Here is a 16647-nt window from a genome sequence, read left to right as displayed (position 1 = left end):
TCATATCACGCCCTGATGGCGCATGGCATCGGCCACTTTCACAAAGCCTGCGATATTGGCGGCGCGCACGTAGTCCAGCTGTGCGGCGCCGTCGCTTCCCCAGGTGACGCAGTCGGCGTGGATTTTTTCCATAATGGCGTGCAGCCTTCCATCGACTTCGTCGCTGCTCCAGCTCAGGCGTGCGGCGTTCTGAGCCATTTCCAGTCCGGATGTCGCTACCCCGCCGGCGTTGGCCGCTTTGCCTGGTGCAAACAGTACGCCAGCCTGCTGGAACAGCGCGGTGGCCGCCAGGGTAGTCGGCATATTGGCGCCTTCCACTACCGCCCGAACGCCGCTGGCGATAAGGCGCCTGGCGTCATCGACATCCAGTTCGTTCTGGGTGGCGCACGGCAGGGCGATATCGACCGGCACCCGCCACGGCGTGGCGCCTTCCAGCCAGGTTAGCGAGAACTCCCGGGCGTAATCTTCCAGCCGACCATCATGGCTGGCCTTAATGGCTTTTAGCCGCGCCAGCTTTTCTGGCGTAAAACCGGCTTCATCCACCACCGTGCCGCGGGAATCCGAAGCGGTGATCACCCGGGCACCATACTCCAGCGCTTTTTCAATGGCGTACTGCGCTACGTTGCCGGCACCGGAAACCGCGACCCGCATGCCTTCCAGCCCCAGACCGTGCTGCCTGAGCATGGCGTCGGTAAAGTAGATAAGGCCGTAGCCGGTGGCTTCGGGGCGAATCAGACTGCCGCCGAAGCTTAATCCCTTGCCGGTAAACACGCAGCCGCTGGCATTGCTCAGTTTGCGCATCATTCCGGCCATATAACCTACTTCGCGAGCACCGACGCCGATATCGCCGGCAGGAACGTCGGTATCCGGCCCCAGGTGACGCCACAGTTCACTCATCAGCGCCTGACAGAAACGCATGATCTCTCCGTCGCTCTTGCCTTTGGGATCGAAATCGCTGCCGCCCTTACCGCCGCCCATCGGCAGGGTGGTCAGGGCATTTTTAAAGGTCTGTTCGAAGCCCAGGAACTTCAGGATCGACAGATTGACCGAAGGGTGGAAGCGCATGCCGCCCTTATAGGGGCCGATAGCCGAGTTAAACTGTACCCGCCATGCGCGATTGACCTGCACCTGACCCTGGTCGTCGGTCCAGGCGACCCGGAACTGAATCACGCGTTCCGGTTCGACCAGCCTCTCCAGTAGGGCGCTATCGAAGTAGTCGGGATTTTGTTGCAGAAAGGGCCACAGGGTGGTGAAAACTTCCCGCACCGCCTGGGCGAATTCTGGCTGATGGGGATCGCGTTGCAGTACGCAGGTGAGAAAGGTCTCCAGGGAAGGAATGGTACTCATAGGGTGACTCCTGTCATCAGAAAAAAGAAAAAGCCCGCAGGCGAAATTATGGTTATTTTTTGACTATATCACTGTCCAGGGGCCTGACGGCAAGCAGAAAAAGACAGCGCTTGCCGCTGTCAATGTCTGCGGCCAGAATAGTCGCCATAAGATGATCGAAAAGGAGTTACAGAGGTATGAAAAAACGGCTGTTATTTGCGCTACTGGCGTTTGGCACAGCGCTGCCCGCCAGCGCTCGTCCTGCCCCTGACGTGGAAGTGAAAATTCCCGCGCAAAGCCTGGAGCGCACCCGGGATAGGGCTGCGAACTGTAACCGCTGCTGCCTGTTTGAGGATCGCAGCTACAGCGAAGGGGCGGTAATTAAAAGTGAAGGGATACTGCTCCAGTGTCAGCGTGAGCAGGGAACGGTTGGCACTAATCCGCTGGTGTGGCGGCGGGTGAAGCCATAAAGGCCGCCAGCAGCGGAATATCCGCCGGTGCAAGGGGATAATCCCTGGCGGTCTGCGGACGACACCAGATCAGGGCGCTGTGGCTCAGAAGCTGGATTTCACCCTGGTAGTCCGGCACCGTCCAGGCGTGCAGGTGGATGGTACGGCCAGCCACCTGCTGACGCTGGCTGGCGATATAATCGCCAACCGTCGCCCGGATCCCCAGCTCTTCCCACAGTTCACGCGCCAGCGCCTGAGGCTGGCTTTCGCCCGGCTCCACCTTGCCGCCGGGAAACTCCCACAGCCCCGGCTGATCGCCGCCCGGTGGACGCTGCGCCAGCAGAATCTCGCCGCGGCGGTGAATAATGGCTGCCACCACATCCAGGGTATTCATCGAATTACAGATCGAATTTCACCCAGACTGGCGCATGGTCGGAGGGTTTCTCCATGGCGCGAATCTCATAATCGATGCCGCTCTCTGTGCAGCGTTCGGCCAGCGGCGAGGTCGCCAGCAGCAGATCGATACGCAGCCCGCGGTTATCATCAAATCCTTTAGAGCGATAGTCGAACCACGAGAACCGATCCCGGGTATCCGGATGGGCGGCGCGCCAGGTATCCACCAGTCCCCAGCCCAGCAGTCTATCCATCCATTCGCGCTCTTCCGGCAGGAAGGAGCATTTACCGGTACGCAGCCAGCGTTTGCGGTTCTCTTCGCCGATGCCGATATCGAGATCCGTGGCGCTGATATTCATATCGCCCATAATCAGCACCGGATTCTGGTTACTGAGCTCACCTTCCAGATAATTCTGCAGATCCTGGTAGAACTTCTGTTTAGCCGGGAATTTCAGCGGGTGGTCGCGGCTTTCGCCCTGGGGAAAATAACCGTTGATTACCGTTAGCGTGCCGAGCGGTGAGGGGATGTCCGCCATAATAATACGGCGCTGGGCCTCTTCCCCGTCATCCGGAAAACCGCGGCGTACCGCCAGCGGCGAGGCTTTGGTCAGTAGCGCAACACCGTAATGGCCCTTCTGGCCGTGGTAAAACACGTTGTACCCGAGCTTCGCCACCTCTTCCAGGGGGAACATATCGTCGTGCACTTTAGTTTCCTGCAGACCGATAACGTCCGGTTGATGCTGTTCGACAATCGCCGCCAGCTGGTGGGGGCGGGCGCGCAGTCCGTTGATATTAAAAGAGACAAATTTCATAAATCGCTGCCGCAGTCAGGTGAATGTGGCAGGGATGTTAGCAGAAATCGCTACCGGATTCCCCTCCCGAAAAGATGACGCGACCGTTTGCTGCAATTGGCGCCTTAATCTGGTGCAGGATGCTGCCTTATGGCGCATAACCCTTTGTGAAATTTGGAGCCGGATCGCATAACCAAAATGATCTTCTGCGGTTGCATAAATTATCTGTTTATCGTTCTGCTGCAATGAGTTTATTTCTGTTTATTCACTTTTTATGCACTATAAGTGAATATTTGCGGCTTGTAACTTATTGATATTACGTTGTCTGTCCCGGTTTATGCATTTTGGCGGCTGGCTGGCATAAAGTCTGCAATCTACAGTCAGAAGGTGGATTGATACTTTTTATTAACAATATTCCAACCAATACGTTACGAGGCCACTATGACACAGTCCGTTACCCGCGAAGACTTTGACGCCTGGATGGTTCCCCTTTACGCGCCGGCCCCGTTTATTCCAGACCGCGGCTTTGGTTCGCGACTATGGGACAAGGAAGGGAAAGAGTATATCGACTTCGCCGGCGGTATTGCCGTTAACGCCCTGGGACACGCGCACCCGGCGCTGCGTCAGGCGCTGGAACAGCAGGCCGCTAAACTGTGGCACACCGGTAACGGTTACACTAACGAACCGATCCTGCGTCTGGCGAAGCAGTTGATCGACGCCACTTTTGCTGAACGGGTCTTCTTTTGTAATTCCGGGGCTGAAGCCAACGAGGCGGCGCTGAAGCTGGCGCGTAAATATGGGCACGAGCGCGGCGGGCCGGAAAAAAGCGCTATTGTCGCCTTCGACCACGCCTTTCACGGGCGCACGCTATTTACCGTCTCGGTCGGCGGTCAGCCTGCCTACTCCCGCGACTTCGCGCCGCTGCCGCCGGATATCCACCACGCGCCCTATAACGATCTGGACGCGGCGGCGAAGCTTATCGATGACCGAACCTGCGCGGTGATTGTGGAGCCGGTGCAGGGCGAGGGGGGCGTTATTCCGGCGCGGCGCGAATTCCTGGCGGGACTGCGCGAGCTTTGCGATCGACACGGCGCGCTGCTGATCTTCGATGAGGTTCAGACCGGCGTAGGACGCACCGGTTCGCTGTATGCCTATATGCACTATGACGTGACGCCGGATGTACTCACCAGCGCCAAGGCGTTAGGTGGCGGTTTTCCGATAGGCGCCATGCTGACCACCGATGCTATCGGGCGCACGCTGAGGGTGGGCGACCATGGTACCACCTGGGGAGGCAATCCGCTGGCGGGCGCTATCGGCGGGCGGGTGCTGGAGCTGGTGAATACCCCCGCGCTGCTGGACGGCGTGCGCCAGCGCCATCAGCACTTTATCACCCGGTTACAGGCCATCAACGCCCGGCTGGCGCTGTTTCGGGATATTCGTGGCCTGGGGTTATTGATCGGCTGCGAACTGCGGCCAGAATACGCCGGCCAGGCAAAGACGATTGTGCGGGCCGCCGCCGCACAGGGGCTGATGATGCTGGTGGCGGGGCCGGATGTACTGCGTTTCGCCCCATCGCTGATTATCGACGAACAGGATATCGACGAAGGGCTGGAGCGCTTTGAACAGGCCTGCCGCGCCGCGATTAGGGAGGAGCGCCTGTGATAGTGATTCGTCCCGTTGCTCATGCCGATCTTGGCGGATTGATGACGATGCTGGGGGGGGCCGGTAGCGGCCTGACATCGCTTCCCGCCCATGAAGGCACCCTGGCGGCGCGCATCGAGCGCTCGCTAAAAACCTGGCGCGGCGAACTACCGCGCGGGGAGCAGGGTTATGTTTTTATCCTGGAAGAACAGGAGAGTGGCAAACCGGTGGGGATCTGCGGCATCGAAGTCGCCGTGGGCCTGACCGAGCCCTGGTACAACTACCGGGTGGGCACCCTGGTGCACGCGTCGAAAGAGCTTAACGTCTATAAGGCGCTGCCGACCCTGTTTCTCAGTAACGATCATACCGGCAGCAGCGAGCTCTGTTCGCTGTTTCTCGATCCGGGCTGGCGACGTTCCGGCAACGGATATCTGCTCTCTAAATGCCGTTTTCTGTTTATGGCCGCGTTTCCGGAGCATTTCAGCAGCAAACTGGTGGCGGAAATGCGCGGCGTCAGCAGCGAACGGGGGCAATCGCCATTCTGGGACAGCCTTGGCAGCCGCTTTTTCGATATGGATTTCACAACGGCTGATTATCTGTGTGGAACCGGTCAGAAGAGGTTTATCGCCGAACTGATGCCGAAGCACCCGGTTTATACCGATTTTCTGTCTGCCGAGGCCCGGGCGGTGATTGGCGAGGTGCATCCCCAGACGGCGCCGGCCAGGGCGGTGCTGGAAGCGGAAGGATTCCGCTATCGTCAGTACATCGATATCTTCGACGGTGGGCCGACGCTGGAGTGTGACCTGGAGCAGGTGAGGGCCATTCGCGACAGCCGCATGGTGGAGGTCGCCATCGGTCAGCCCTCCCGGGATTCTCTGCCGCTTTGTCTGGTCGCCAATGAAAACTATCAACAGTTTCGCGCCCTGCTGGTGGCTGCCAGTCCCCGGGCGTCGCGCATCGTACTGGACGGCGCAACGGCCGACGCGCTGAAATGCACCAGCGGCGACCGGGTACGCCTGGTTCGCCTTATTCCTCAGGAGAAACGCGGATGACACACTGGATTAACGGTCACTGGCAGCCAGGCAGTGGCGCGCCGTTTCATAAAATGAACCCGGTGACGGGCGAGCGGCTATGGCAGGGAAACAGCGCCAGCCCGCAGGAGGTAGACACCGCCTGCAAAGCCGCGCGGGCCGCGTTTCCCGACTGGGCCCGCCAAACGCTTCCGGCGCGCTTCGCCATCCTGGAACGCTTTGCCGCGCTGCTGGAGCAACAGCGCGAAGCGCTGGCCGCCACCATCGGCGAAGAGACGGGAAAACCGCGCTGGGAGGCGCTCACCGAAGTGACGGCTGCGGTTAATAAAATTGCCATTTCGCTAAAAGCCTGGCATGCCCGCAGCGGCGAACAGCGCACGCCGCTGGGGGATGACGCGGTAGCCAGTCTGCGCCATCGGCCACACGGTGTGCTGGCGGTGTTCGGCCCCTATAACTTTCCCTGCCATTTGCCGAATGGTCAGATTGTTCCCGCGCTGCTGGCGGGCAATACCGTGGTATTTAAGCCCAGCGAACTGACGCCGGGCAGCGGTGCAGCAATGGTAAAGCTCTGGCAGCAGGCCGGGCTGCCGCCCGGGGTGTTGAACCTGGTTCAGGGCGGGCTGGAAACCGGTCAGACGCTGGCGGGCAGCGCAGGCATTGATGGTCTGCTGTTTACCGGCAGCGCCGCCACCGGCTATCGGTTACATCGCCAGCTCGCGGGTCAGCCGGAAAAAATTCTGGCGCTGGAGATGGGCGGAAATAATCCGTTGATTGTCGACGAGCCCGACGATATCGATGGCGCGGTGTATCTGGCCATTCAGTCGGCTTTTATCAGCGCCGGGCAGCGTTGCACCTGCGCGCGGCGCCTGCTGGTTAAGCGCGGCGCAGTGGGAGATAGCTTTCTGGCGCGGCTGATTACCGTAGCCGGGAGACTGCGCCCGGCGGCCTGGAATGCCGATCCCCAGCCCTTTATGGGCGGCGTGATTAGCCGGGCCGCGGCGCAGCGCGTTATGGATGCCTGGCATCAGCACCTGGTGCGGGGAGGTCAGCCTCTGCTGACCCCCGCCTTACTGGACGAACGCAGTTCGCTAATCTCGCCGGGAATGGTGGAACTGACCGGCGTCGCGGGGGTGCCGGACGAAGAGATCTTCGGGCCACTGCTGGGCGTCTGGCGCTATAGCGATTTTGACGAGGCTATCGCTCTGGCGAACGATACCCGTTACGGGCTGTCGGCCGGATTGATTTCAGCCGATCGGGCGCTGTTTGAGCGCCTGCTGCTGGAAGCGCGGGCCGGTATCGTTAACTGGAACCGGCCCCTGACCGGCGCCGCCAGCACGGCGCCGTTCGGCGGTGTGGGGGCTTCGGGCAATCACCGCCCCGGCGCCTGGTATATGGCAGACGCCTGCGCCTGGCCGATGGCGAGCCTGGAAAGCGAGTGCTGCACGTTACCGCAGCAGCTCAGCCCGGGACTGGACTTTTCCGGAGGTCGCAATGATCGCTCGTGAAGCCAATTTCGATGGCCTGGTGGGGCCAACTCACCATTACGCCGGGCTGTCGCTGGGCAACGAGGCGTCGATGCGTCACCGGCACCGGGTGGCCAATCCGCGCCTGGCGGCGCGCCAGGGGCTTCTGAAGATGAAAGCGCTGGCGGACGCCGGTTTTCTGCAGGGGCTTATTCCGCCTCAGGAGCGGCCGGGCGTGGCGTTGCTGCGCAGGCTGGGATTTAGCGGCAGCGACAGCTCGGTGCTGGATAAGGCGTGGCGCCAGGCGCCGGGACTGCTGGAAGCGGCCAGTTCGGCCTCGGCGATGTGGGTCGCTAATGCCGCGACGGTGTCGCCGTCGGCGGACAGCCTGGATGGAAGGGTGCATTTTACGGTAGCAAATCTGAACAGCAAATTGCACCGCGCAGCAGAGGCGCCCGCTACCGGGCGGGCGCTGCGCGCTATTTTTGGCGACGCCCGCTATTTTGAGGTTCACGACGCGCTGCCGCAGGCGTCCGCTTTTGCCGATGAAGGGGCTGCCAACCATAATCGACTCGCCGTGGCTCACGGTGAGCCGGGCATCCAGCTGTTTGTCTGGGGGCGCGACGACGGCGCACCGGGGGAAGGGCCAAAGCGCTATCCCGCCCGTCAGACGCTGGCCGCCAGTCAGGCGGTGGCGCGCCTGAATCAGGTGGTGCCGTATCAGGCGCGCTTTGTGCGTCAGAATCCCGAGGTTATCGACGGTGGGGTATTTCATAACGACGTTATCGCCGTCAGTCATCAGCAACTGCTGCTGTGCCATGAACGCGCCTTCGTCGGCGCTCAGGCGCTGTGGCAGGAGCTGAACGAGCGGGTGCCCGGCTTCCGGCTTATCGAGGTACCGGATAGCCGGGTTACGGTGGCGGATGCGGTGCAGACCTATCTGTTTAACAGCCAGCTGTTAAGTATGCCAGACGGCACAATGACCCTGGTGTTACCGGAAGAGGCCAGGCGTCACGCCGGGGTCTGGAACTATCTGAATGAGCTGCTGGCGGCGGATAACCCCATCAACCGGCTCTGGGTCTTTGATCTGCGTGAAAGTATGGCTAACGGCGGCGGCCCGGCCTGTTTGCGGCTGCGTGTGGTACTGACCGGAGCGGAACAGGCGGCGGTGAATCCCGGGGTCTGGATGAACGATACGCTGTTCGGGCGCCTGGATGGCTGGATCGCGCGTCATTATCGCGATCGGCTGATCGTCGATGATTTACGCGATCCACAACTGCTGGATGAGAGCCGCACGGCTCTGGATGAGCTGACCGGTATTCTCAACCTTGGCGCGCTATACGATTTTCAGCGGGAGGTAACGGCATGAAGGATTTCCTGGCCCGGACGCTGAGCGGCAGGGTGCCGGATGCGCGTTGCGGCGAGCTGAGTCACTTTTCATGGCAGTGGCAGGAAGAGGGGCTCCTGTGCGTAACGCCGCATGCTGAGCCGTTGGGCGATCTGGTTATCTCGGCGGCGATTCACGGTAATGAGACCGCACCGGTGGAGCTGCTGGACGGTATCATTCAGGCGCTGGCGACGGGCGCATTGCCGCTGCGCTGGCGCCTGATGGCGATTCTGGGCAATCCTGGCGCACTACGCGCCGGGCGGCGCTATCTGCAGCACGATATGAACCGGATGTTTTCGCAGGGCTGGCAGCGTTTTCCCCCAGGGGCGGAGACGGCACGTGCCAGCCGGCTGGAACAGCGGCTGAAGGCGTTTTACCGCGCGCCGCGGCGCTGGCATCTGGACATGCATACCGCGCTGCGTGAATCGCGCCATCCGCGCTTTGCCGTGCTGCCTGCCAGTCCGACGCCGTGGGATGAAGGGTTTCTGGCTTGGCTGGGGAGCGCGGGACTGGAGGCACTGGTGTTCCATCAGGCACCGGGCGGTACCTTCAGCCACTTCAGCCACGCCTGCTGCGGCGCCCTGAGCGCCACGCTGGAGCTGGGCAAGGCGCGCCCCTTCGGCGATAACGATCTGACGCAGTTCTCCCGGGCAGATTTGGCCCTGCGTGCGCTGCTTGGGGGGGAAGCGCCGGTGATGCCATCCCAGCCGCCCCGGCGCTACCGGGTGGTGCGTCAGTTAACCAAGCGGAGCGAATCGTTTGTGCTGCACATGGCGGAGCGGACGCCTAATTTTACTGCCTTTCATGCGGGAGACTTGCTGGCGGAGGAGGCGGGGAGTCGTTATCTTGCTGAACATCCTACCGAATACGTGCTGTTTCCCAACCCCGGCGTGGCCCCCGGCCTGCGTGCCGGGCTGATGCTGATCGATATGGTGTAGATTTCCGGCCTGCGCGGCCGGAATGTATTCAGTTAGCCGTGAATAATTAAATATTCAGAATGTTCCTGATGCAGGGTTTATTTCACCAAATAAATCGGCTACTCTCTCTCCATAATTTCTGGCGATTCTCCTTGTTTTTATTTTTAGTTACCATCCAGCACCCTTTCTCCTTATTTTCTTCATAATTGGTGAAAACTTCGTAATGACGCTTTCATTACTTTACGGCACCAGTGATTTACTTGACTGTGAAACCCCTAAACTTATTTTCGTCAACGCGACAGAGTCCCGTCGCCGAATAACTGAATAAGGATAAGATACTATGCGTAAATTAACTGCGATTGTTGTTGCCTCATCTCTGGCCCTGGGCGCGGCGAATCTGGCTCATGCGGCCGATACTTCCACGACCCCGGCAAAGGAAGACGCAGTGAAAATGCATCATCATAATGGTCCGCGCGGCCCGCATCATATGATGATGTTTAAAGACCTTAACCTGACCGATGCCCAGAAGCAGCAGGTTCGCGATATTATGAAGGCCGAGCGCCAGAAAATGCCGCGCCCGAACCTGGATGAGCGTCGCGCTATGCACAACCTTGTAGCCAGTGATACCTTTGATCGGGCAAAAGCTGAACAGCTGATCGAAAAAGGGGAAAAACAGAATCATGCGCGTATGCTGTCGATGATGGAAACTCAGAACAAAATTTATAATGTGCTGACTCCGGAACAGAAAAAACAGTACAACGCTAATTTTGAAAAGCACCTGATTAAGCAGCAGGAGCGTATGAATAAGGCCGCGTCTGCCGAATAATCACAATCCACGTTGGATGATGGCGCCCCCGCGTTTAACACGCGGGGGCGCTTTTTATTATTGATTATCCGTAGCGACGGGTCGCCAGCCAGCACAGCAGTGAGCCGCCCACTACCATGATCACCCCCTGCCAGAAGGGCCAGCCGGGCATCAGCCCCAGCCACAGGCTGGCGATTAATGCGGAAAGCACCGGCGTAAAATAAGACGCGCTGGCCAGTAACGTCATATTGCCGCGCTGGATCCCGTAGTTCCATGATGCGTAGGCTATCGCGGTAGAGCCGCCCATGAACAGCAGCTGTAGCGTCGGAGAGAGCGCAAAACGGAGTGGCGCTTCATCGCTCAGGCCATATTTGATCCACAGCAGCAGCGCCGTGGCGCAGAAAAATAGCGGAACGCCGCTCTTGCCGCCGCCCCAGCGGCGAGTAAGATTACAGTACAGCGCCCAGACGACGGCGGCGCTAAAGGCCAGTCCATAGGCCAGCGGATTATCCCGCACGTTATGGCACAGTTGCGCCAGCGACCAGGTGCCGTCACCGCTCATCACCCGTCCCACGCCCGTCAGTGCCAGCAGCAATCCCGGCCAGAGCCACCATGCGGCGCGCTGGCCGTTGAGCAGTAACGCCAGTGCGACCGTCAGCCCCGGCCACAGATAGTTAATCATCCCGAGCTCCAGCGCCTGGGTTCGGGTATGGGCCAGACCGATCGCCAGCGCCAGAGCAATTTCATAGAAGATAAACAGCCCCCCGCCAATGAACAGGTAGCGGCGCGGTAACGCGCCCGGGCGAGGCAACCCCTGGGTCAGGCACAGCAGCAGGGCGCTCAGGGTGTAGATAAGCGCCGCGCCGCCGCCAGGGCCAAAGTGTTCGCTGATACTGCGCAGCAATCCAACCGAGGTGCTCCACAGCAGGATGGCGAGCAGCCCAATCAGGGTGGCGCGCCGGGTTATTACGTCCATTGTCAGAAATTCGCCATCATGGCGCCTGTCGCTATTTCGAAAAAGCCGCTGAAAATGCGCGCCCGTGCGTGCGACGGGCGCTAACGGTTAACGGTGCCAGAAGTCGTCGAAGACGGTAATGGGTGGGCGGCGTTTGTGTTCGGTTTTCTGATACCAGTTTTCGATAATCTGCGCGGCTTTTGGAGCGACCATTTTACCTTCCAGGTAGTCGTCGATCTGCTCATAGCTCACGCCCAGGGCGGTTTCGTCCGGCAGTGCGGGACGGGAGTCTTCCAGATCCGCGGTTGGTGATTTCAGATACAGATGTTCCGGGCAGCCGAGGGTTTTCAGCAGCAGCTTCCCCTGGCGTTTGTTGAGACGGAACAGCGGATTGATGTCGGTGCCGCCGTCGCCGTATTTGGTGAAGAACCCGGTTACCGCTTCTGCGGCGTGGTCGGTGCCCACCACAACGCCGTGTGTCATCCCGGCAATGCTGTATTGCGCCTTCATGCGCTCGCGGGCCTTTTCGTTGCCGCGCACGAAATCGCTCAGCTCGATCCCCGCCTCGCGCAGCGTTTGCTCGCTGGCCAGTACCGCAGCCTTGATATTGACCGTCAGTACCCGATCCGGCTGAATAAAGGCGATGGCGTCCTGGCAGTCCTGCTCGTCCGCCTGGGTGCCGAACGGCAGGCGCACGGCGATAAACTGATATTCGTTATTGCCGGTTTCGGCGCGCAGTTCGCTGATGGCGGTCTGGCATAGCTTGCCGGCCAGCGTGGAATCCTGCCCGCCGCTAATGCCAAGAACCAGAGTTTTCAGAAACGGATAGCGCTGCAGATAAGACTTCAGAAAATCGACGCTGCGGCGAATTTCCTGTTCGGCGTCTATTACCGGTTTCACGCCAAGCGCCTCAATAATCTCTTGCTGTAGGCCCATTTCCCCCTCCGTAAAAATGAATCGTCCGCGACGGCGGACGGAAATAGATAACAGCTTTAAACTAACCCGTTGTGCCTCAAACGACAAGAGAGGGCGGGCGCCTGCCCGGGTAAATGGCGTGTTTTTCGGCATATCAGTGGGTTGCATTTTTATTTGGAGTTTTCTTAAAGTGAGTTCTGCCTGTTAACAACTTGAAAAAAATTGTTTTATATTCCAGGATTATTAGACTCGCCGAGATAAAAACAGAGGATGAAAAATGAGCAAATTAGCAGGATTTTTAGGCGCAGCAGCTGTTTTAACCATGCTGGCAGGCTGTACGGCCTACGACCGTACCGCCGATCAGTTCACCCAACCGGTGGTTAAAGACGTGAAGAAGGGGATGACCCGTGAGCAGGTTCGCCAGATTGCCGGCCAGCCTTCTTCGGAGGTCTCTATGGTTCACGCGAAAGGTACCTGCCAGACCTATATCCTGGGTCAACGCGGTAATAAGATCGAAACCTATTTTGTGGCCCTGAACGATACCGGCCACGTAATTAATTCCGGCTACCAGACCTGCGCCGAATACGATACCGATCCGCAGGCGCCGCAGAAGAAAATCTTCTGATTCCGGCCCTGAAGACGATCAAAAACCGCCGCTGATAACGGCGGTTCAGAAGACGCTCATCACCACCCTGGAGGCATACGCTGACAGGGTGTTTTTCTTTCAGAGGGCGCCATCATGAAACAGGTTACACTTAATTGGTATCGATCCCGGTAAAAATTCCTTCCGCGTGCGCAGCCAGGATGCAAAAGGCAATGGGCTGTTACGCAAAAAATTTTCCCGTTGGTAGCTATTTGATTTTGTCGGCTCCTGTCAGGCCGCTATGGTGATGATGGCGGCCTGCCGCGGCGCGCACGATACGTAGATTTTTTTATGGTGAAACATGCCGTTCCCGGCGCTCTGATACTTTTGCCCGCAATCAGCCTGTTGGGCGCGGCTCGCCGCCGGCACGGGATGCGCGACGCGGCTACGGGAAATCCGCTATCATAACGACTTGCCAGTTTTCGTAACGGATCAATTGAACAGCGCTTATGAAACCTCTTCGTCAACAGAATCGTCCGGTGATTAGCTACACTCCCAGGCTTGAACCGGCACCGCCGGAACATGCCAGACGTCTTGACGAGTATCGGGACGTCTGGACGCTGCGAGGGAAGTATGTGGCGTTTGTGCTGGTGGGGAATGCTTTCCGACGCTCCCCGGCGTTTGATGTGCCTCAGGCGGCGCAGCGCTGGGCCGACCAGGTGCGCCAGGAGGAGGTATAAAAAAGTCCGGCGCCTTTCAGACGCCGGACTTTTTTTAGTTTGAGAGGTTAACGGTGCGCCAGTTCAGCTTCGTCGTCGCTGTTAAGAACCGCTTTATCGGTCTGACGCAGCAGCTGGCTGGTAATGGTGCCCGCGGTCATGGAACCGTTGACGTTCAGCGCGGTACGGCCCATATCGATAAGCGGCTCTACGGAGATCAGCAGCGCTACCAGCGTGACCGGCAGCCCCATGGCCGGCAGCACAATAAGCGCCGCGAAGGTCGCGCCGCCGCCTACGCCCGCCACGCCAGCGGAACTGACGGTGACAATACCCACCAGAGTGGCGATCCACATCGGATCCAGCGGATTAATTCCCACTGTCGGCGCTACCATCACCGCCAGCATAGCCGGGTACAGACCGGCACAGCCGTTCTGGCCAATAGTTGCGCCAAACGAGGCGGCGAAGCTGGCGATGGATTCCGGGATCCCCAGACGCTGAGTCTGCGCTTCAACACTCAGCGGGATGCTGGCGGCGCTGGAGCGGCTGGTAAAGGCGAAGGTCAGTACCGGCCACACTTTGCGGAAGAAGCGCAGGGGGCTGACGCCCGCCAGCGACAGCAGCAAAGCGTGTACCACAAACATAATGGCCAGCCCCAGGTAGGAGGCCACCACAAAGCTGCCCAGCTTCACGATGTCATGCAGGTTAGAGCTCGCCACAACTTTGGTCATCAGCGCCAGTACGCCGTAAGGCGTCAGCTGCATGACAAGGCGCACCAGCTTCATGATCCAGCTTTGCAGAGTATCGATCGCGGTCAATACCCGCTCGCCTTTGGCGGCATCGTCCTTCAGCAGCTTCAGCGCAGCCACGCCCAGGAAGGCGGCGAAGATAACCACGCTGATGATCGACGTGGGGCTGGCGCCAGTCATGTCGGCGAACGGATTTTTGGGTATGAATGACAGCAGCAGTTCCGGTACTGAAAGGTCAGAGACTTTGCCAGCGTAATTGGTCTGGATAGCGTTGAGACGCGCGGTTTCAGCACTGCCTTGCACCAGCCCTTCGGCGCTAAGATTAAACAGATTAGTGACCAGCACCCCGACCAGGGCTGCGATTAATGTAGTCAGCAGCAGCAGGCCGATAGTCAGCATGCTGATTTTGCCCAGCGATGAGGCATTATGCAGACGGGCCACCGCGCTGAGGATACAGGCGAAGACCAGCGGCATAACGATCATCTGCAGCAGTTTGACATAGCCATTACCGACCACGTTAAACCACTCAATCGACGCCTTCATGACCGGGGTATCGGCGCCATAGACCAGGTGCAGACCCAGCCCAAACAGCACGCCCAGCACCAGACCGACCAGCACTTTTTTTGCCAGGCTCCACTGACGGTGACGAGTTTGCGCCAGCGCCAGCAGCAGAATAACGAACACCACGACGTTCGCTATAAGTGGAAAGTTCATCCCCGTTTACTCCTGAATTTTGTCGATGGCCGTATATACACGTCATACTTCAAGCCGCCTCTTTGCTGGCTGCAATACTCGCCATCCCTGGGTCTTGCCCCTTTTGGGGCCGCTGCAGGCAACGTTCAAATCCGCTCCGGAGATTTGTCACTCACCCCTGCCACACAGGACTACAATGCGCCCGGGGATTCGTTCAGTTGCCGCTTTGATGCAGCTTGAATAATTTTTTGCGTATAACTGCCCGGCCTTATAGGTATGGCGACAAGTGTAACAGCACTAAAAAACGAGGGATTATACCCAAAAGGAATGGCTTATTCCTGAATGGAATAATATGCGTAATTATTGACCTATCTGGTGATTAATAAAGTGGTCGAAACGGTTTTGCAGGCTGGAGATAAACCAGGATGACCAGCGCACTGCGTCATTATCCGGAACGGACTGAGGCATCCATAGTGCGTAGCAGAAAAACAGGATACACAGCGCCCGTTCCAGCTGATTACCTTTTTGCGGCCGGACGATGGGCAAGCGAAATCGCCAGCGGCAGGGCCAGAGCAGCGGAACGCCAGCCGGGGTCAGCATATCGGCCAGAATATGACTCAGATATCCCAGCACCATGCCCTGAATGGCGTCGGCAGGCACTACCCAGCTTTCTGGCACCTTGAGGTAAAACAGAGTCAGTGCCGCGAACACCGCCAGCAGGCTGTGGGTGAATCCCCGGTGGCCAAAGGCTCTGGCCACCGGCCGTGATACCCAGGGAATGCGCTGGCCAAGAAAGGATTTGGGATGATCGATATCCGGTAACAGGCAGGTCAGCACCGCAGCAGGCACGATATGCCACCAGTCGCCCTGGGCCAGAACCGGCGTCAGTTCCACATTTTTTGCGAATACCGCACTGGCGATGGAAAAGAGGAGGTGGCCTTCCGCCGTCATGATAAAACCCGGGATAACTGTCAATGCATCCAGTATAGGGTTTTTATACAGTGGAAGGAAGTGGTGACGTTGTAACACTTTATCACAACGTCACCGCCGATCAGAGCGTTAACGGGCCAGCCAGCCGCCGTCAACCGCCAGGGTGAAGCCGTTGACATAGTCGGAAGCGGAGGAGGCCAGGAAGACCGCCGGGCCGCGCAGATCCTCCGGCGTGCCCCAGCGCCCGGCCGGAATGCGCCCAAGGATCTCCTGGCTGCGGTTTTCATCGTCGCGTAGCGCCCGGGTATTATCGGTGGCCATATAGCCCGGTGCGATACCGTTAACGTTGATGCCATGAGGCGCCCATTCGTTGGCCAGCAGTCGGGTCAGTCCCAGCACGCCGCTTTTCGATGCCGTATAAGAGGGCACCCGAATGCCGCCCTGATATGACAGCATGGAAGCGATATTGATGATTTTGCCGCCTTTTCCCTGGCGAATAAACTGACGGGCCACGGCCTGGGAGAGGAAAAACAGCGACTTCAGATTCAGGTTAATCACATCGTCCCAGTCCTTTTCGCTGAACGCCAGCGAGTCGGCGCGGCGAATAGTGCCGGCGTTATTGACCAGAATATCGATATGCCCCATTTCTGCGACGGTTTGACTGACAATATCGTCAATAGCATCGGTGGCGCTAAGGTCAGCCTGAATAGCCTTAAATCTACGGCCAAGCGCGGTCACTTTCTCCCGCGTTTCAATGGGATCTTTGCGGCTGACGCCCACGATGTCGCAGCCAGCTTCCGCCAGCGCCAGGGTCATTCCCTGGCCCAACCCGGTATCGCCGCCAGTGACGATCGCCACTTTACCGTGAAGAGAAAATGCATCGAGAATCATAGATTGCTCCCG

The 16647-nt window shown here is 58.9% G+C and carries 17 protein-coding genes; 9 read left to right on the top strand and 8 right to left on the bottom strand.

Annotated elements, in window-relative coordinates; genetic code table 11:
- Window positions 1-1347, bottom strand: coding sequence for an NADP-specific glutamate dehydrogenase (gene gdhA / locus V3W49_RS08035; protein ID WP_500144817.1), 1347 nt, complete (start codon window positions 1345-1347; stop codon window positions 1-3).
- Between the two features lie 176 nt (window positions 1348-1523).
- Between gdhA and V3W49_RS08030 the strand changes: the two genes are divergently transcribed.
- Window positions 1524-1796 carry a YnjH family protein gene (locus V3W49_RS08030; RefSeq protein ID WP_500144816.1) on the top strand — a complete coding sequence of 91 codons (273 nt, stop codon included), beginning with the start codon at window positions 1524-1526 and terminating at the stop codon, window positions 1794-1796.
- Here the strand turns inward: V3W49_RS08030 and V3W49_RS08025 are convergent.
- Both V3W49_RS08025 and xthA read right to left on the bottom strand, forming a co-directional pair.
- Window positions 1762-2169: a pyrimidine (deoxy)nucleoside triphosphate diphosphatase gene (locus V3W49_RS08025; RefSeq protein WP_500144814.1), complete on the bottom strand. Its 408-nt coding sequence runs from the start codon at window positions 2167-2169 to the stop codon at window positions 1762-1764. The two genes, V3W49_RS08030 and V3W49_RS08025, sit on opposite strands and share 35 nt — an antisense overlap.
- 4 nt (window positions 2170-2173) lie before the next feature.
- Window positions 2174-2980, bottom strand: a complete 807-nt coding sequence (xthA, locus tag V3W49_RS08020) for an exodeoxyribonuclease III (RefSeq protein WP_500144812.1) — start codon at window positions 2978-2980, stop codon at window positions 2174-2176.
- Between the two features lie 420 nt (window positions 2981-3400).
- On the opposite strand from xthA, the gene V3W49_RS08015 reads away from it, so the two are divergent.
- From V3W49_RS08015 to spy, 6 genes are all read left to right on the top strand, one after another.
- The gene (locus V3W49_RS08015) at window positions 3401-4621 is read left to right on the top strand and encodes an aspartate aminotransferase family protein (RefSeq protein ID WP_500144811.1); all 1221 of its coding nucleotides are present in this window, start codon (window positions 3401-3403) and stop codon (window positions 4619-4621) included.
- Window positions 4618-5652 carry an arginine N-succinyltransferase gene (gene astA / locus V3W49_RS08010; RefSeq protein ID WP_500144810.1) on the top strand — a complete coding sequence of 345 codons (1035 nt, stop codon included), beginning with the start codon at window positions 4618-4620 and terminating at the stop codon, window positions 5650-5652. The genes V3W49_RS08015 and astA overlap by 4 nt, the downstream gene beginning before the upstream one ends.
- Window positions 5649-7136, top strand: coding sequence for a succinylglutamate-semialdehyde dehydrogenase (astD, locus tag V3W49_RS08005; RefSeq protein ID WP_500144808.1), 1488 nt, complete (start codon window positions 5649-5651; stop codon window positions 7134-7136). Before astA ends, astD begins: the two co-directional genes overlap by 4 nt.
- Window positions 7123-8463 (top strand): N-succinylarginine dihydrolase, encoded by a 1341-nt coding sequence (gene astB, locus V3W49_RS08000; protein ID WP_500144807.1) that lies wholly within the window; start codon window positions 7123-7125, stop codon window positions 8461-8463. Before astD ends, astB begins: the two co-directional genes overlap by 14 nt.
- A complete protein-coding gene (gene astE / locus V3W49_RS07995; protein WP_500144806.1) occupies window positions 8460-9419 on the top strand; it encodes a succinylglutamate desuccinylase in 960 nt (319 codons plus the stop codon). Before astB ends, astE begins: the two co-directional genes overlap by 4 nt.
- Before the next feature lie 319 nt (window positions 9420-9738).
- Window positions 9739-10224, top strand: coding sequence for an ATP-independent periplasmic protein-refolding chaperone Spy (gene spy, locus V3W49_RS07990; protein WP_500144804.1), 486 nt, complete (start codon window positions 9739-9741; stop codon window positions 10222-10224).
- Window positions 10225-10288: 64 nt separating this feature from the next.
- On the opposite strand, the gene yddG is transcribed toward spy, so the two are convergent.
- Both yddG and nadE read right to left on the bottom strand, forming a co-directional pair.
- Window positions 10289-11179 (bottom strand): aromatic amino acid DMT transporter YddG, encoded by an 891-nt coding sequence (gene yddG, locus V3W49_RS07985; RefSeq protein ID WP_500144803.1) that lies wholly within the window; start codon window positions 11177-11179, stop codon window positions 10289-10291.
- An 87-nt stretch (window positions 11180-11266) separates the two neighbouring features.
- Window positions 11267-12094 (bottom strand): NAD(+) synthase, encoded by an 828-nt coding sequence (gene nadE / locus V3W49_RS07980; protein ID WP_500144801.1) that lies wholly within the window; start codon window positions 12092-12094, stop codon window positions 11267-11269.
- Between the two features lie 256 nt (window positions 12095-12350).
- Here nadE and osmE point away from each other — a divergent pair, with 256 nt between their 5' ends.
- Together osmE and cedA are read left to right on the top strand one after the other, a co-directional pair.
- The gene (osmE, locus tag V3W49_RS07975) at window positions 12351-12698 is read left to right on the top strand and encodes an osmotically-inducible lipoprotein OsmE (RefSeq protein ID WP_500144800.1); all 348 of its coding nucleotides are present in this window, start codon (window positions 12351-12353) and stop codon (window positions 12696-12698) included.
- Between the two features lie 467 nt (window positions 12699-13165).
- On the top strand, window positions 13166-13396 hold the full coding sequence (gene cedA, locus V3W49_RS07970; protein ID WP_500144798.1) for a cell division activator CedA: 231 nt from the start codon (window positions 13166-13168) through the stop codon (window positions 13394-13396).
- Window positions 13397-13443: 47 nt separating this feature from the next.
- Here the strand turns inward: cedA and V3W49_RS07965 are convergent, their stop codons facing one another.
- The 3 genes from V3W49_RS07965 to kduD form a co-directional block, all read right to left on the bottom strand.
- Complete coding sequence (locus V3W49_RS07965) at window positions 13444-14835, bottom strand: L-cystine transporter (protein ID WP_500144797.1); 1392 nt, start codon at window positions 14833-14835, stop codon at window positions 13444-13446.
- 339 nt (window positions 14836-15174) lie between these two features.
- Window positions 15175-15765, bottom strand: coding sequence for a metal-dependent hydrolase (locus V3W49_RS07960; protein WP_500144796.1), 591 nt, complete (start codon window positions 15763-15765; stop codon window positions 15175-15177).
- A 108-nt stretch (window positions 15766-15873) separates the two neighbouring features.
- Window positions 15874-16635: a 2-dehydro-3-deoxy-D-gluconate 5-dehydrogenase KduD gene (kduD, locus tag V3W49_RS07955; protein ID WP_500144795.1), complete on the bottom strand. Its 762-nt coding sequence runs from the start codon at window positions 16633-16635 to the stop codon at window positions 15874-15876.
- Window positions 16636-16647: the final 12 nt, after the last annotated feature.

Origin of the sequence: Rosenbergiella sp. YN46 (genome assembly GCF_036620675.1) — a bacterium.
GTDB lineage: Bacteria > Pseudomonadota > Gammaproteobacteria > Enterobacterales > Enterobacteriaceae > Jejubacter.
The sequence above is the reverse complement of the archived record's forward strand: the minus strand, read 5'-3'. Positions and strand labels throughout refer to the sequence as shown.